This is a genomic window from Pseudomonas sp. SBB6, from assembly GCF_024213215.1.
In the GTDB taxonomy this organism is placed as follows: domain Bacteria; phylum Pseudomonadota; class Gammaproteobacteria; order Pseudomonadales; family Pseudomonadaceae; genus Aquipseudomonas; species Aquipseudomonas donghuensis.
Map to the genome: position 1 here is coordinate 124,623 of NZ_JANAVH010000003.1, position 13,518 is coordinate 138,140.

Annotated in this window: 16 protein-coding genes; 7 read left to right on the forward strand and 9 right to left on the reverse strand. The window is 62.1% G+C overall.

The features are described from left to right. Positions 1 to 5: 5 nt before the first annotated feature. Genes NLX68_RS06645 through NLX68_RS06655 form a run of 3 tightly spaced genes read right to left on the reverse strand, consistent with a single transcriptional unit; the run spans position 6 to position 1,603 of the window. Positions 6 to 338 (reverse strand): type II toxin-antitoxin system HicB family antitoxin, encoded by a 333-nt coding sequence (locus NLX68_RS06645; protein WP_010223090.1) that lies wholly within the window; start codon positions 336 to 338, stop codon positions 6 to 8. Next, complete coding sequence (locus tag NLX68_RS06650; RefSeq protein WP_010223091.1) at positions 335 to 589, reverse strand: type II toxin-antitoxin system HicA family toxin; 255 nt, start codon at positions 587 to 589, stop codon at positions 335 to 337. The genes NLX68_RS06645 and NLX68_RS06650 overlap by 4 nt, the downstream gene beginning before the upstream one ends. Before the next feature lie 57 nt (positions 590 to 646). Continuing rightward, on the reverse strand, positions 647 to 1,603 hold the full coding sequence (locus NLX68_RS06655; protein ID WP_254283395.1) for a threonine dehydratase: 957 nt from the start codon (positions 1,601 to 1,603) through the stop codon (positions 647 to 649). 87 nt (positions 1,604 to 1,690) lie between these two features. Here NLX68_RS06655 and NLX68_RS06660 point away from each other — a divergent pair, with 87 nt between their 5' ends. The 3 genes from NLX68_RS06660 (at position 1,691) to ada (ending at position 4,801) form a co-directional block, all read left to right on the forward strand. After that, on the forward strand, positions 1,691 to 3,034 hold the full coding sequence (locus tag NLX68_RS06660; RefSeq protein ID WP_254283396.1) for a PLP-dependent aminotransferase family protein: 1,344 nt from the start codon (positions 1,691 to 1,693) through the stop codon (positions 3,032 to 3,034). Further along, positions 3,034 to 3,663 (forward strand): DNA-3-methyladenine glycosylase, encoded by a 630-nt coding sequence (locus tag NLX68_RS06665; RefSeq protein WP_254283397.1) that lies wholly within the window; start codon positions 3,034 to 3,036, stop codon positions 3,661 to 3,663. Before NLX68_RS06660 ends, NLX68_RS06665 begins: the two co-directional genes overlap by 1 nt. Before the next feature lie 76 nt (positions 3,664 to 3,739). After that, on the forward strand, positions 3,740 to 4,801 hold the full coding sequence (gene ada / locus NLX68_RS06670) for a bifunctional DNA-binding transcriptional regulator/O6-methylguanine-DNA methyltransferase Ada (protein ID WP_254283398.1): 1,062 nt from the start codon (positions 3,740 to 3,742) through the stop codon (positions 4,799 to 4,801). Between the two features lie 6 nt (positions 4,802 to 4,807). Here ada and NLX68_RS06675 read toward each other — a convergent pair whose 3' ends face one another. Both NLX68_RS06675 and NLX68_RS06680 read right to left on the reverse strand, forming a co-directional pair. Beyond that, positions 4,808 to 5,437, reverse strand: coding sequence for a lytic polysaccharide monooxygenase auxiliary activity family 9 protein (locus NLX68_RS06675; RefSeq protein WP_254283399.1), 630 nt, complete (start codon positions 5,435 to 5,437; stop codon positions 4,808 to 4,810). Between the two features lie 98 nt (positions 5,438 to 5,535). After that, positions 5,536 to 5,793 (reverse strand): DUF2790 domain-containing protein, encoded by a 258-nt coding sequence (locus NLX68_RS06680; RefSeq protein WP_010223098.1) that lies wholly within the window; start codon positions 5,791 to 5,793, stop codon positions 5,536 to 5,538. 366 nt (positions 5,794 to 6,159) lie between these two features. On the opposite strand from NLX68_RS06680, the gene NLX68_RS06685 reads away from it, so the two are divergent. Next, positions 6,160 to 6,531 (forward strand): GNAT family N-acetyltransferase, encoded by a 372-nt coding sequence (locus NLX68_RS06685; RefSeq protein WP_254283400.1) that lies wholly within the window; start codon positions 6,160 to 6,162, stop codon positions 6,529 to 6,531. Here NLX68_RS06685 and def read toward each other — a convergent pair. Next, complete coding sequence (gene def / locus NLX68_RS06690) at positions 6,483 to 7,022, reverse strand: peptide deformylase (protein WP_254283401.1); 540 nt, start codon at positions 7,020 to 7,022, stop codon at positions 6,483 to 6,485. The genes NLX68_RS06685 and def overlap by 49 nt on opposite strands. Continuing rightward, complete coding sequence (locus NLX68_RS06695; RefSeq protein ID WP_254283402.1) at positions 7,012 to 7,995, reverse strand: YihY/virulence factor BrkB family protein; 984 nt, start codon at positions 7,993 to 7,995, stop codon at positions 7,012 to 7,014. The genes def and NLX68_RS06695 overlap by 11 nt, the downstream gene beginning before the upstream one ends. A 321-nt stretch (positions 7,996 to 8,316) precedes the next feature. On the opposite strand from NLX68_RS06695, the gene NLX68_RS06700 reads away from it, so the two are divergent. Next, on the forward strand, positions 8,317 to 8,697 hold the full coding sequence (locus tag NLX68_RS06700; protein ID WP_254283403.1) for a hypothetical protein: 381 nt from the start codon (positions 8,317 to 8,319) through the stop codon (positions 8,695 to 8,697). Here the strand turns inward: NLX68_RS06700 and NLX68_RS06705 are convergent, their stop codons facing one another. Beyond that, on the reverse strand, positions 8,698 to 9,534 hold the full coding sequence (locus NLX68_RS06705) for a S1 RNA-binding domain-containing protein (RefSeq protein WP_010223103.1): 837 nt from the start codon (positions 9,532 to 9,534) through the stop codon (positions 8,698 to 8,700). It lies immediately after the preceding gene. 145 nt (positions 9,535 to 9,679) lie between these two features. Between NLX68_RS06705 and NLX68_RS06710 the strand changes: the two genes are divergently transcribed. Next, the gene (locus tag NLX68_RS06710; RefSeq protein ID WP_254283404.1) at positions 9,680 to 10,549 is read left to right on the forward strand and encodes a DUF6279 family lipoprotein; all 870 of its coding nucleotides are present in this window, start codon (positions 9,680 to 9,682) and stop codon (positions 10,547 to 10,549) included. A 134-nt stretch (positions 10,550 to 10,683) separates the two neighbouring features. On the opposite strand, the gene aceK is transcribed toward NLX68_RS06710, so the two are convergent. Next, a complete protein-coding gene (gene aceK / locus NLX68_RS06715) occupies positions 10,684 to 12,405 on the reverse strand; it encodes a bifunctional isocitrate dehydrogenase kinase/phosphatase (protein ID WP_254283405.1) in 1,722 nt (573 codons plus the stop codon). 186 nt (positions 12,406 to 12,591) lie between these two features. Between aceK and NLX68_RS06720 the strand changes: the two genes are divergently transcribed. Then, the gene (locus tag NLX68_RS06720) at positions 12,592 to 13,494 is read left to right on the forward strand and encodes a DMT family transporter (RefSeq protein ID WP_036994194.1); all 903 of its coding nucleotides are present in this window, start codon (positions 12,592 to 12,594) and stop codon (positions 13,492 to 13,494) included. Positions 13,495 to 13,518: the final 24 nt, after the last annotated feature.

Below are 13,518 nucleotides of genomic sequence, written 5' to 3' on the forward strand. Positions count from 1 at the left end.
TTTGCTCAGGCTTGTGCTGCACGCTCAAACACTTCATCGGCCCATTGGTTGAGGCTCTTGCCTGCCGATTGAGCTGCGATGGTCGCCGCGGCATGGACTTCTGGCCTGATACGCAGCATGACTTTGCCGGAAGCGGGTTTTTCCGGCTTGACCCCACGCTCGGCGCAATCGGCCAGGTAGTCATCCAGCGCCAGGTGAAACGCCTCGTGCAACTGCCTGACGGCGCTGGCGTGGAAGCTGATGATGTCACGCACACCCAGGACACGACCGACGAAAATATCGTCCCGTGGGTCGTATTCGACTCGGGCGGTGTAGCCCTTGTAGCTCATAGTGTTCATGGTTGAACTCCTGCCCGTAGAAGAAACTCGCGGGCTTCTTCCACCTGATATCGCTTGGCCTCTTTGCCCGGGTGCGGCCGGTGACAGCGCCAAAGCTGATCACCCAGGATCAACTTGACCCTGGAGCCCTCACGTTCCTGCACTTGCCCGCCCAGGTACAGCACTAGCGCCTCGATGTCGGTAAACACCAGGCTGGCGCTGGTCGGTGTGCGGAAGATGCTGTCGAGGATCTTTCGATATCGATTGTTCATCGGAAAATGCTATCAAAATAAGATAGCACTTTTTCCAATGCTTCAATTCAGGATTTTTCAATCACCCGCCAATACCTGCGCATACCGCTGCCGATCAATATTCGCCCCGCTGAGAATCACCGCCACCTTGCGCCCCTGCTGGCGCTCGCGCTCCTGGATCAGCGCGGCAAGCCCGGCGGCCCCTGCACCTTCGGCGGTGTTGTGGGTGTCTTCGTGGTAGATGCGCATGGCCTGGGCCACTTCCTCATCGCTGACGCGCACGATGCGCGCGGCATGCTGGCGGATGATTTCGAACGCTTCGGGCAACGGCATGCGGCAGGCCATGCCGTCGGCGAAGGTGTTGGCCGTGGCGGTGGTGACGATGCGGCCCTGCTCCAGGCTCTGGGCAAATGCGTCCGCAGCACTGGACACCACGCCGACGATTTCTGTGCGCAGGCCAAGCAGGTTGCGCGCCTGGATCAGCCCGCAGATGCCCGAGCCCATGCCGATCGGCACGTACACGCAATCGAGCGCGTGCACCGCCTCCAGTAACTCCAGGGCATAGGTGGAGACACCGCGAATCAACTCGGGGTGAAACGGCGGCACGCTCTCAAAGCCGTGCAACTCGGCTAGGCGCGCGGCCTCTTCGCGGGCCTGGTCAAAGTCGGCGCCGTGCTCGACCAGTTGGGCGCCAAGGGCGCGCATCGCCGCATTCTTCTCCCGCGAGTTGCCCTCGGGAACCACGATGATGATCGGCAGCCCGGCATTGCGCGCTGCCAGCGCCATGCTCTGGCCGTGGTTGCCACGGGTCGCGGTGACCAGGCCGCGAACCGTCGGCTTTTGCGCCAGCAACCACTGCACATACATCAGCCCGCCGCGCACCTTGAAGGCGCCGGTCGGTGCATGGTTTTCATGTTTGACCCAGACCTCGCAGCCCAGCCGTTGCGCCAGGCGCGGCCAGGCATATTGCGGGGTGGCGGGTACGCTGGCATGAACCAGGCGGGCAGCATCGCGCAGGGCAGGCAGATCGAACATGAAGCACCTCGACAGGATCGGATTTGACCTGATCCTAGTCGCCGCGCATTGTATGGGTAAATTCTTATATTGCATGGCCAACAATAAATGTGGACCCCTACCCTCAGCGAGGATGCCCAGCCGCGCTACCTGGCCCTGGTCGACGCTATTGCCGCCGCCATCGAGCGCGGCGAACTGAAAGTCGGTGAACGTCTGCCGCCACAACGACGCCTGGCCTGGAACCTGGGGCTCAACCCCAGCACCACCCAGCAGGCCTACCGCGAAGCTGCAGCCCGGCATTTGGTCTCGGGCGAAGTCGGGCGTGGCACCTATGTGCTGGCCGGCAGCAAGGAGGCTACGCTGTTTCGCCTCAAGCAGCGCGACGTGCAATCAAGCCTGATCGACCTGTCGACCAATGTGCCCGTGATCGACCCGGCCAACCGCGACAGCGAAACGACCTTGCAGGCGTTGTTGCAGGACGGTCAGGCGGACTGCCTGGACCATTACCTGAGCGCCGAAGCGTTGCTGCGCGGCCGTGTGCACGGCGCCGCCTGGTTGGCCAATCGCGGCCTGCAACTGAACGACCGGCAACTGCTGCTGTGCGGCGGCGCCCAACAGGGGTTGTTCACGACCTTGCTGTCACTGTGCCAGCCGGGTGAAGCGGTGTTGGTCGAAGCCCTCACCGCACCCGGCATCAAGGCCGCCTGCCGGCAATTGCGCCTGCCGCTGCATGGTATCGCCCTGGACGATCAGGGCATTGTGCCGGACGACCTCGATCGGGTCGCCCGTGCTACCGGCGCGCGCGTCATGGTGCTGACCCCGAGCCTGCACAACCCTACCGGTGCGTGCATGAGCAGCGCACGCCAACAGGCGATTGCCGAGGTGGTCGAGCGGTATGACCTGCTGGTGATCGAAGACGATGTCTACGGTGCGCTGACCGACCAGCCACCGCTGTGGCGGTTGCTCGGGCACCGCGGCGTGTTGATCAGCAGCCTGTCGAAAACCGTTGGCGCCGGCCTGCGCCTGGGCTGGATCGTGGCTGATCCGGCATTGCTGGAGCAGGTCGACCCGCATGCCCAGGCCACCCATTGGCAGGTGTCGCCGCTGAACCTGCAGATCGCCTGTCGCTGGATTGCCGACGGTACGGCGCATAGGCGCCTGGCCTGGCAACGCGAGGAAGTCCGCCAGCGCTGGCGCCTGGCCTGCAGAATTCTGGGTAGCCACCTGGTCAATAGCCAGCAGCCTTCCCCGCACATCTGGGTCAAGGCCGGGCACAGCGCCGCACGCTTGACCGAGGCCTGCCGGGCCAGCGGCGTGGCGGTGGTGCCAGGCGACGTGTTTGCGGTAAAACAGCATGACCTGGCGGCGATCCGCATCAGCCTGTCGGCGGCCGGTAGCCGGGCCGAACTCAAACAGGCACTGGAGCACGTGGCAAAGGCGCTGGAGGCCTGATGAGCAAGCACGCTTTGTATGCCGAGGCGCAAACCTACCTCGCCGCACTGGACCGACGATGGGCCGCGCACATCGAGGCGGTCGGTCCTTGCCTGCATCAACCCAAACCCACCCGCGACCCGTATCAGGCACTGGTGCGGGCCATCGCCTACCAGCAACTGCACGCCAAGGCCGGCGATGCGATTCTCGGGCGCTTTCTGGCGCTTTACCCAGACACCGGGTTTCCCAGCCCCGAGCAGGTGCTGGCAACCCCCCCTGAGCAATTGCGCGGTTGCGGCTTCTCGGCGAACAAACTGGCGACCATCCAGGGCATCGCCCGGGCACGGGTCGAAGGGCTGGTGCCGGACTATCAACAGGCCTCGGCACTGGCGGATGAAGCGCTGATCGAGCGCCTGGTCAACCTGCGTGGGGTCGGTCGCTGGACTGTCGAGATGCTGCTGATCTATACCCTGGAGCGCATGGACATCCTGCCGGCCGACGACTTCGGCGTACGCGAGGGCTATCGCCGCTTGCAGAGCCTGGAGCAGCAACCGACGCGCCGGCAGATGATCGATCTGGGCAAGCGCTGGAGCCCTTACCGGACCGTGGCCGCCTGGTACCTGTGGCGGGTACCGGCCAAGCGAGTTTGAACGCAAGACCCGGAGTTTTTCCCGTGAGCCGCAGCCGTAGCCTGAACCCATCGATCAACGCCAGGAGCACCCCGTCATGAGTACCGGCAAACCACGGATCAGCGAGTCCGACCCGCGCTGGCAGGCCATCCTGGCCCGCGACCCGGCCGCTGACCAGGCCTTTGTCTACGCCGTGCGCACCACCGGTGTGTACTGCCGGCCGAGCAGCACCTCGCGCCTGCCGCGCATCGACAATGTCGAGTTCTTCGACAGCGCCGAACAGGCCGAAGCCGCCGGCTACCGGCCGAGCAAACGCCGCGGCGCCGACCAGACCCATGTCGCCGAACAGCACCGGGCCCAGGTCACCCGCGCCTGTGCCTTGATTGAAAGCGCCGACCCGGCGCCGAGCCTGAACCAGCTGGCCGAACAGCTGAAGATGAGTCCGTTCCACTTTCACCGGGTGTTCAAGGCGGTGACCGGGCTGACGCCCAAGGCTTACGCCTCGGCCCACCGTGCGCGCAAGGTACGCGCTCAATTGCAGCAGTCGGCAACGGTCACCGACGCCTTGTACGAGGCCGGGTTCAACTCCAACAGCCGCTTCTACGAATCGAGCAATGCCCGCCTGGGCATGACCCCGGGCACCTATCGTGACGGTGGCGCCAACACCGACATCCGCTTTGCCATCGGCCAGTGTTCGTTGGGGGCGATTCTGGTGGCGCAGAGCGAACGGGGGATCTGCGCAATCCTGCTCGGTGACGACCCGCAGGCGCTGCTCAATGACCTGCAAGACAAGTTTCCCAAGGCCAACCTGATCGGTGGCGACGCCGGGTTCGAAACCCTGGTGGCCAGGGTCGTGGGCTTTATCGAAGTGCCGGGCATCGGCCTGGATTTGCCACTGGACCTGCGCGGCACAGCGTTCCAGGAGCGGGTCTGGCAGGCATTGCGGGCGATTCCGGCCGGCAGCACTGCCAGCTATGCCGAGATCGCCCAGCGGATTGGCTCCCCCAGGGCGGTACGCGCCGTGGCCCAGGCCTGCGCGGCCAACGCCCTGGCTGTGGCCATCCCGTGTCACCGGGTGGTGCGCAGCGATGGCAACCTCTCGGGCTACCGCTGGGGCGTGGAGCGCAAGCGTGAGCTACTGGCGCGCGAGAGCCAGTGAGGCGGGTTACTGGAAGTTGACGTCGAAGGCCTGGTAGAAGGCGTTGCCGGTATCGGCGACCAGCCACAGCAGGACGATCACATGATGGCCGTGCTTGTTGGTGGGTAGCTTGACCTCGTGTTCGACCTTGGCCTTGAGCTTGTCCTTATGCTCGTAATACGGCGTGTAGGGATAGAGGTCTTCGGCAAACGGCGCAGCCTCGAGCTGGGCGCGACTGACGCGCTTGTTCACATCCCAGCCATCTTTGGTAATAAACCAGCGATAGCCCCGGGTGGTATGTGCTGCGGTATATTCCCACTTCACCTGAAAGGTCTGGCCTGGCGTCACATTCAACAACGGCCAGTTAAAGGGTTTGCCGAGTTTGGCGGACATTTCCGCGTTCGTGTAATTGACGACGTCGCGAGCGTCCTGTTTGCCACCACTTAGAATATATCCATCCGCGGGTGGCACGACACTGGGGGCATCCGTCTGGAAGGGCGCAGGCACCGGCCCGGCCACCAAACTTGGGAAGTTTTTACCGCCTTCCATTTCATTGACTTGCCAGTTGCCGAGCAATCCCAGTTCAACGGTCTTGGAACCACGGCTGGCCGGTGAAATAACGCGGCCGTGCCGCAAGTTTTTCTCAGGGCTGTTCATTGCATTCACTCCGTGTGAGATAGGAAAACTGTCCACCCTGGACACGATTGACCCTAGCTCAAGCCCTGCAATGCGCAACCCAGAGGTGCCGAACGGTATCAGCCGTTGCTGCAGCCGTCACCCATGGCGCGGTACTCGATGGTGTGGCGCTGCCCCTGGTGGTCTTCGTAGGTCATGGTTGCCGGTACCACTTCACAAACATTGGGAATGGTCGACAAACTGATGACTTTGGCAATATCCAGGTTGCTGCTGTAGTCATACTGTTCAACAACAGGTTGCGCAGCCGCAGTATTGATTTCATCCGCCAGGGCGAACGAAGAAACAGCCACCAGGGCAAGTGCAAATAAGCGTTTCATGATAATAGGCCTGCAAAGCAATCAAACTACTCGATTGACTTCATTTACCTTGAACGGCGCGGAGAAGTTGTTATATCAAACAAGGGGACATAACACGAAGTACCGACCCCACTGTAACTTTCTGCGTGGGATGTGGTTAGTTTACAAGGTACTTCGGGCGGTTAAATCACGAAGCCGGACATTCACTGTTACTGCTTTTGCAACAATAGCCTCGGTACAACGCTCTCGACAGTTTTTGCCTTCCGGTGTAAAAGCCCGGTGTAGAGCCTTTGCCAGATCAAACCAGTGACCCGATTACGCTACTGCCGGCTGCTTGCGCCCGAGCGGCCCTTGCTGAATAAATTCTACCGAAACCACGGTTCGCCCATGCGCGCGGTTGCCCAGGGCCAGCTGTGGGTGGCCAGGGCCGAGGAAATCGTCGCGGCGTTGTGCCTGAGTGACGTGCCCGGCGGCCATTGGCTGACCGGCGTGTTCGTCGCCCCCGCCTGGCGCGGCCAGCAGGTCGCCCGCCAACTGATCGAAGCGGCAGCGGCCGAGTTGCCAGGGAATATCTGGCTGTTCTGCCACCCGGCCCTGGAGGGCTTCTATGCCCGCCAGGCGTTCAGCAGCACCGACGCCCTGCCCGCGTCCTTGGCCGAGCGCCTGGCCCGCTACCAGCGCAGCAAGCCCCTGTTGGCAATGCTGCGGGGTCAGTCGTCGCTGGCCGGGTCCAGCCCGGGGAACAGCACCTCGGTATAACCGAAGCGGCTGAAGTCGTGGATGCGCGAGGGGTAAAGGCGGCCGATCAGGTGATCGCATTCATGCTGCACCACCCGGGCATGAAAGCCCTCGGCGTTGCGCACAATTGGCTGCCCCTGCGGGTCAACGCCTTCGTAGCGAATCCGCTGGTAGCGCGGCACCACGCCACGCAGCCCCGGCACTGACAGGCAGCCTTCCCAGCCATCCTCGACCTCGGTGCTCAACGGCGTGATCAGCGGGTTGAGCAGAATGGTCCGCGGCACCGCCTCGGCCTCCGGATAGCGTTCGCTGCGCTCGAAGCCGAAGATCACCAATTGCAGGTCGACACCGATCTGCGGCGCGGCCAGGCCCACCCCGCCGACATGCTCCATGGTTTCGAACATATCGGCGATCAGCCGCTCAAGCTCGACGCTGCCGATCATGTGTTGCGGCACGGGCGGGGCGATGCGCAGCAAGCGCTCATCGCCCATTTTCAGGATGTCATGAATCATGGCTTCGACTCAGGGGTTCGCTGGCAGGTGTGGTTTGATGATCAAGCGAATGATCACGGCCAAGCCCGGAGACATGCATTTTTTCATGCTCATGGGCGACGCCATCAACGTCTTTTTCGCCGGGGTCTTTGCTTTCCTCCGACATGCGTTCGATCACCGCATTCATCTCCGCGCCCAACAGCAAGACGGCAGCGGAAATATAGAAGTACAACAGCAGGACAATGATCGCTCCGATACTGCCGTACATGGCGTTGTAGTCAGCGAAGGTCTTGACGTAGTACCCAAAGCCCAGCGAAGCGATGATCCACACCACCACCGCCAGCACCGAGCCCGGGGTAATCAAGCGAAATGTCTGCTTCACATCGGGCATGACGTAATAGATCAACGCCACCGCAACCATCATCAGGATGATGATCGCCGGCCAGCGCAGCACGGTCCACAGGGTGACGATGAACTCCTGCATGCCGATCTGCGAGGCAATCCACTCCATCACCTGCGGCCCCAGCACCATCAGAGCGGCGGCAGCCAGGAGCATGCCGGCGATGCCGACGGTGTAGATCACCGACAGCGGAAAGCGCTTCCACACCGGGCGCCCCTCGACCACGTCGTAAGCTGCGTTCATCGCGCTCATCATCAACCGCACACCGGCCGATGCGGTCCACAGGGCAATGACGATACCCACCGAGAGCAAACCGCCCTTGGACTGCTGCAACTGGTCGATCACCGGGTTGACCTGCTCCAGCGCCTGGGGCGGCAATACCAGTTCCGACTGCAGGCGCAACCAGGAGAAAAAGTCCGGTAAATGCAGGAAGCCGATCAGGGCGATCAGGAACAGCAGGAAGGGAAACAACGAAAACAGCATCTGGTAGGCCAGCGCCGAGGCATAGGTGGACATCTCGTCATCGAGAAATTCCTTGACCGTGCGCACCAGCACACGGTGCAACGGCAAGCCGCGCAGGTCGGGGAAAATCATAGCGTCTCCTTTCGCCGCTCGAGGGTCATTGGCGGGCTCCTCACAGCACTCATCAGGCAGGTACGTCCTGAAGTCTAATCGACGATCGCCTCAAAGTTGCGATTGATTACGGCAGATAGCACAACGGCCACCCGAAGATGGCCGTCGTCCTGTCCGTGTTCTCAGGGTTCAAGGCTTCTGCAGCGCATCCTTGACCTTGCCAACGGCCTCGTTAGCCATGCCTTTGGGGCAATCGATACGCCGGCGAGTAACGTCGCTTTATGTTTCATCGAGTTGCCAGCACAATAAGCGACCTTTCAAGCGTCACCCGTAGGAACCTGCATGAAACTCGACAAACCCACCGCCATTGCCCGCCGCAACCAGGAACTGGAACGACCAGTGCTCAACAGCGACAACACCCTGTTTGCCGTGCTCGACACCAAGCGCAGCCTGTGGTGGTTCGATGTGCCGGTGAAACTGCTGCGCAAGGGCCAGCCCGACTGGGTCAACCTGCTGCTGCACACCCCGCAAACTGACGAGTTGCAGCATTTGAAGGTGCCGGTGAACTACCTGCAGGCCCATCTGGAAAAAATGGAAATCCGCCACCCGGGCAAGCGCCGCTCGACCATCAGCCTGGCGCTGAGTGCCGATCGCGATTCGCTGCTCAAAGACCTGCGCCCAGGCGGTGAAAACCTGAATTTCGCAGGCTTCAAGCAGGTCTGATCAGGCCAGTTCGATGCGGTCGGCGTGGATGACGATGCGGCCATCCTTGTACAAGGCGCCGATGGCCTTCTTGAAGTTGCCCTTGCTGACCCCGAACAGGTCGCTGATCAACTGCGGGTCGCTCTTGTCGCTGACCGGCAGCACGCCGTTGGCGTCCTTGAGCTTGGCGAGGATCTTGTCGTGCAGGCTGTTGGCCAGGTCCTGGCCGATGGGCTGCAGGCTCAGGGCGATCTTGCCGTCGCTGCGCAGTTCCTTGATGTAGCCCTTCTCCTGCTTGCCCGAACGCAGGAACTTGAACACTTCATTCTTGTGAATCAGGCCCCAGTGCTTGTTGTTGATGATCGCCTTGAAGCCCATCGGGGTTTCTTCGACCACCAGCAAGTCAACCTCCTGGCCAACCTTGTAGTTCGCCGGCACCTTGTCCAGGTAACGGTCCAGACGCGCGGTGGCGGTGATGCGGCGGGTGCGCTTGTCGAGGTAAGCGTGCACCACGCAGTACTCGCCGGCCTTCATCTGGCGTTTTTCTTCGGAGTACGGCATCAGCAGGTCTTTGGGCAGGCCCCAGTCGAGGAAAATGCCGATGCTGTTGATTTCCTTGACCTTGAGGCTGGCGAAGTCACCCACCTGCAACTTGGTCTTTTCCGTGGTGGCGATCAGCTTGTCTTCGCTGTCGAGGTAGACGAAGACGTTCAGCCAGTCTTCGACCTCGGTGGGCGTGTCCTTGGGGATGTAACGGTTAGGCAGCAGGATTTCGCCGTCCGCCCCGCCGTCCAGGTACAGACCGAAGTCTGTGTGCTTGACCACTTGCAAAGTGTTGTAACGCCCAACTAAAGCCATTTCCGGAAATCCTCGTTGCGAGCGGGGCATTCTACACCTCACGCGGCGATTGCGCCCGGTTGCCGATGACGGCCTGTCAGCAAAATGAACCGTGCGGGCCTGGCCTGTTCTATAAAGACAAGCAAGCCTTCGCAAGGATTCGCTCATGTACGCCAGCCTGTCCAAGTACCTGCGCACCGTTCTGTTGCTGGTGATATCGGCCTTGCTGGTGGTCGCCTGCAACCGAATCGACCTGGCCTACCGCAACCTCGACATGCTGGTGCCCTGGTCGCTGAACGACTACCTGAGCATGAACCGCCAGCAGAAGACCTGGCTCAACGATCGGCTCAAACAGCAACTGGCCTGGCATTGTCGTACGCAATTGCCCGATTACCTGACCTGGATCGACGAAATCCAGGCGATGGTCGCCAATAATGCGGTAACCGACCAGCAACTGCAGGTGCGCACCCAGCAAGCCCGGCAAGCGATCGCCAAGGTCGCCGACCAGATCACCCCCTCGGCGGCCGAGCTGTTGCGCAGCATGGACGACGATCAGGTGCGGGAAATGCGCGAGGCGTTTGCCGAGGACATCCGCGAACGTCAGGCCAAGTACGTCAATACGCCGTTGGCGCGGCAGATCGAACGCCGCGCAGAGCGCATGGAAAAGCGTCTGAGCACCTGGCTGGGCGAGCTCAGCCCGCAACAGAAGTTGCGGGTCATGACCTGGTCCCAGGGCCTGGGCGAGCAGAATCGCCAGTGGATTGCCAATCGTGCCCATTGGCAGGCGCAGTTCAGCGCGGCGATGGACCAGCGCCACAGCGACACCTTCGAGCCGCGCCTGGAAATCCTCCTGAAGAAACGCGATAGCCTGTGGACCCCGGAGTACCGGAGAGCCTTCCAGCGTACCGAGCAGGAGGCGCGGCGGTTGCTGGTGGATGTGATGGCGCAGAGCAGCGAGCAGCAGCGCCAGTACATGGGACAGAAGCTTGGGCAGGTGCGGCAGAGTTTCAGCGAGTTGAAGTGCTTGGAGGGGTGAACGCTTGAAATCATCTCATAACCCCTGTGGGAGCTGGCTTGCCAGCGATGAGGCCAGTACAGCCTGCACTGCAGGCGGCGCCTGGATTACGAGCGCTTCGCGCTCGATCGCTGGCAAGCCAGCTCCCACAGTGTTCAGCTTTCCCGGCACTTGCGCCGATACGGGAACACGTCGATCACCTTGCCGCCGCGGATCGCCGCCTGCAGGCTCTTCCAGTAATCGGCATCGTACAACTCGCCATGCAACTGGCTGAACAAGCGGCGTTGACCGCTATCGGCAAACAGGAACGGCGGGAACTCCTCGGGAAACACATCCAACGGCCCTATCGAATACCAAGGCTCGGAGGCCATTTCATCCTCGGGGAAACGCGGCGGCGGGATGTAGCGGAAGTTCACCTCGGTGAGAAAGCAGATCTCGTCGTAGTCGTAGAACACCACGCGCCCGTGGCGGGTAACGCCGAAGTTCTTCAACAGCATGTCACCCGGAAAGATATTCGCCGCCGCCAGTTGCTTGATGGCCAGGCCGTAGTCCTCCAGGGCCTCGCGCACCTGGGCGTCGTTGGCGTTTTCCAGGTAGAGGTTGAGCGGGGTCATGCGCCGTTCGGTCCAGCAGTGGCGGATCAGCACCGTGTCACCGTGTACTTCGACGGTGGACGGCGCCACTTCCAGCAGTTCGGCCAGGCACTCGGGCTCGAACTTGCTCAGGGGGAAGCGAAAATCGGCAAACTCCTGGGTATCGGCCATGCGCCCGACGCGGTCGACGCTTTTTACCAGGCGGTACTTTTCGATCACCGTGGCGCGATCGACGCTCTTGGACGGCGAGAAGCGGTCCTTGATGATCTTGAACACGGTGTTGAAGCCCGGCAGGGTAAACACGCTCATGACCATGCCACGCACGCCCGGGGCCATGATGAAACGGTCATCGGTGCCGGCCAGGTGGTTGATCAGGGCCCGGTAGAACTCCGATTTGCCGTGTTTGTAGAAACCGATCGAGGTATACAGCTCGGCGATGTGCTTGCCCGGCAGGATGCGCTTGAGAAAACCGACGAACTCGGCCGGCACCGGCACATCGACCATGAAGTAGGAACGGGTGAAGGAGAAGATGATCGACACCTCGGCTTCGTCGGTGATCAGCGCGTCGATCTCGATGCCGTGGCCTTCGCGGTGCAACAGCGGGATCACCAGCGGCCATTGCTCGTCCTGGGTGTACAGGCGCCCGACCAGGTAGGCGCCCTTGTTGCGGTACAGCACCGGGGAAAACAGCTCGACGGCCAGGGCCGGGTCCTTGCACACCCAGTCCGGCAGGTTTTCCCGCAGCTGCGCGTCAAGGCGCGCCAGGTCATCGGCAAGGTCCGCGTACGGCACATCGAAGCGGTAGTCGGCAAAGACCTGCGCCAGCAACGCGCTAAGGCCGCTTTGCGGCCGATAGATTCGGGTTTGAGCCGCCCGCTCGTGGCTGCGCAGCGATGGCCGGGTGGTGTGGATGAACATGCAGCCATCGCTGATCAGGTCATGGCTGAACAGGCTGCAGAAGATCGAGTTGTACCAGGTCTCCGACAGTTCATCGTCCAGGCGCGGGTCGATCAGGCCGATATAGGCACTCTTGACCAGCGGCCACAGCGAGACGTCGAGCAGCACCTCGTCCTCGAAACCCTGACGCAGCCAGCCACTGACCTCGCTGACCTTTTCCTCATAGAGGTTGATGCGCGCCGCCGAGGCGCTTTGGGTCTGTTGCCACTGGGCCTGTTCGAACCGCTCGCGGGCGCCGTCGGTGATCTGCCGAAAATGTTCACGATAATCGTCGAAGCCATCGAGGATCATCCGGGCGATATCGGCGGCCGGCCATTGCTGGGGCATACGTCAGACCTCTGCGGGAATGTCAAAGCCTGAGCTTAGCCAGTCGCCACGGGCAGGGAAAGCCTGTTGGCGCGGGTGTATCGGCCAAACTCGCCGAGCGCGGAATTCAAGCGCAAGAAAGGGAGAGAGCGCGGCCCGGGTTGTAACGTAAACTCGCGCCCTGCCCCAAAGGATCCGGAGAGCCCCATGAGCCCCATCGCCATTACCCGCCTGTTGATACTTGCTGCTGTCTGGGGGGCGAGCTTTTTGTTCATGCGCATCATCGCGCCGGTGCTTGGCACCCTGCCCACAGCGTTTTTCCGCGTTTCCATCGCCTGCCTCGGCCTGCTGGTGATTCTTGCCCTGCTGCGGGTGCGCTGGGACTTCAACGGCAAGCTCAGGGCCTGCCTGGTGCTGGGCATGATCAACTCAGGGATTCCAGCCACGCTTTATTCAGTGGCGGCGCAAGTGCTGCCGGCCGGTTACTCGGCGATCTTCAATGCCACCACGCCGTTGATGGGCGTGCTGATTGGCGCGCTGTGCTTTCGTGAACCGCTGACCCTGGCCAAGCTCAGCGGCATTTTCCTGGGTTTGTTCGGTGTCGGCATACTCAGTGGCGCGGGCCCGGTGGCGTTTGACGCGAAACTGCTGCAAGGCGCCCTCTCGTGCCTGGCGGCAACCGCCTGCTATGGCCTGGCCGGCTTTCTGGCCCGGCGCTGGCTCGATCACCAGGGCGGCCTCGACAGCCGCTTGTCGGCGCTGGGCAGCATGATGGGCGCGACCTTGCTGTTGTTACCGTTGTTCGGCTACAGCGTGCTGACCCAGCCACCGGCAAGCTGGGGCGGTTGGGAGGTGTGGGGGTCGTTGCTGGGCCTGGGGCTGGTGTGTACCGCCTTTGCCTACATCCTTTACTTCCGCCTGATCAGCGAGATAGGCCCGGTCAAATCCAGCACTGTGACCTTCATGATCCCGGCCTTCGGTGTGCTGTGGGGCGCCTGGCTGCTGGATGAGCCGTTGTCGCTGGCGCATCTGTACGGCGGGCTGTTGATTGCCGTGGCGTTGTGGCTGGTGCTCAAGCCTGCGGCGGTTGGCAAGCCGGTTCGCGCCTGACAGGTTAATGCGCATCCCTGAGGG

Excerpts from the sequence above, each read along its gene's own strand:
- NLX68_RS06645 (WP_010223090.1), bottom strand. The coding sequence starts at position 338 with ATGAACACTATGAGCTACAAGGGCTACACCGCCCGAGTCGAATACGAC.
- NLX68_RS06650 (WP_010223091.1), bottom strand. The coding sequence starts at position 589 with ATGAACAATCGATATCGAAAGATCCTCGACAGCATCTTCCGCACACCG.
- NLX68_RS06655 (WP_254283395.1), bottom strand. The coding sequence starts at position 1,603 with ATGTTCGATCTGCCTGCCCTGCGCGATGCTGCCCGCCTGGTTCATGCC.
- NLX68_RS06660 (WP_254283396.1), top strand. The coding sequence starts at position 1,691 with ATGTGGACCCCTACCCTCAGCGAGGATGCCCAGCCGCGCTACCTGGCC.
- NLX68_RS06665 (WP_254283397.1), top strand. The coding sequence starts at position 3,034 with ATGAGCAAGCACGCTTTGTATGCCGAGGCGCAAACCTACCTCGCCGCA.
- ada (WP_254283398.1), top strand. The coding sequence starts at position 3,740 with ATGAGTACCGGCAAACCACGGATCAGCGAGTCCGACCCGCGCTGGCAG.
- NLX68_RS06675 (WP_254283399.1), bottom strand. The coding sequence starts at position 5,437 with ATGAACAGCCCTGAGAAAAACTTGCGGCACGGCCGCGTTATTTCACCG.
- NLX68_RS06680 (WP_010223098.1), bottom strand. The coding sequence starts at position 5,793 with ATGAAACGCTTATTTGCACTTGCCCTGGTGGCTGTTTCTTCGTTCGCC.
- NLX68_RS06685 (WP_254283400.1), top strand. The coding sequence starts at position 6,160 with ATGCGCGCGGTTGCCCAGGGCCAGCTGTGGGTGGCCAGGGCCGAGGAA.
- def (WP_254283401.1), bottom strand. The coding sequence starts at position 7,022 with ATGATTCATGACATCCTGAAAATGGGCGATGAGCGCTTGCTGCGCATC.
- NLX68_RS06695 (WP_254283402.1), bottom strand. The coding sequence starts at position 7,995 with ATGATTTTCCCCGACCTGCGCGGCTTGCCGTTGCACCGTGTGCTGGTG.
- NLX68_RS06700 (WP_254283403.1), top strand. The coding sequence starts at position 8,317 with ATGAAACTCGACAAACCCACCGCCATTGCCCGCCGCAACCAGGAACTG.
- NLX68_RS06705 (WP_010223103.1), bottom strand. The coding sequence starts at position 9,534 with ATGGCTTTAGTTGGGCGTTACAACACTTTGCAAGTGGTCAAGCACACA.
- NLX68_RS06710 (WP_254283404.1), top strand. The coding sequence starts at position 9,680 with ATGTACGCCAGCCTGTCCAAGTACCTGCGCACCGTTCTGTTGCTGGTG.
- aceK (WP_254283405.1), bottom strand. The coding sequence starts at position 12,405 with ATGCCCCAGCAATGGCCGGCCGCCGATATCGCCCGGATGATCCTCGAT.
- NLX68_RS06720 (WP_036994194.1), top strand. The coding sequence starts at position 12,592 with ATGAGCCCCATCGCCATTACCCGCCTGTTGATACTTGCTGCTGTCTGG.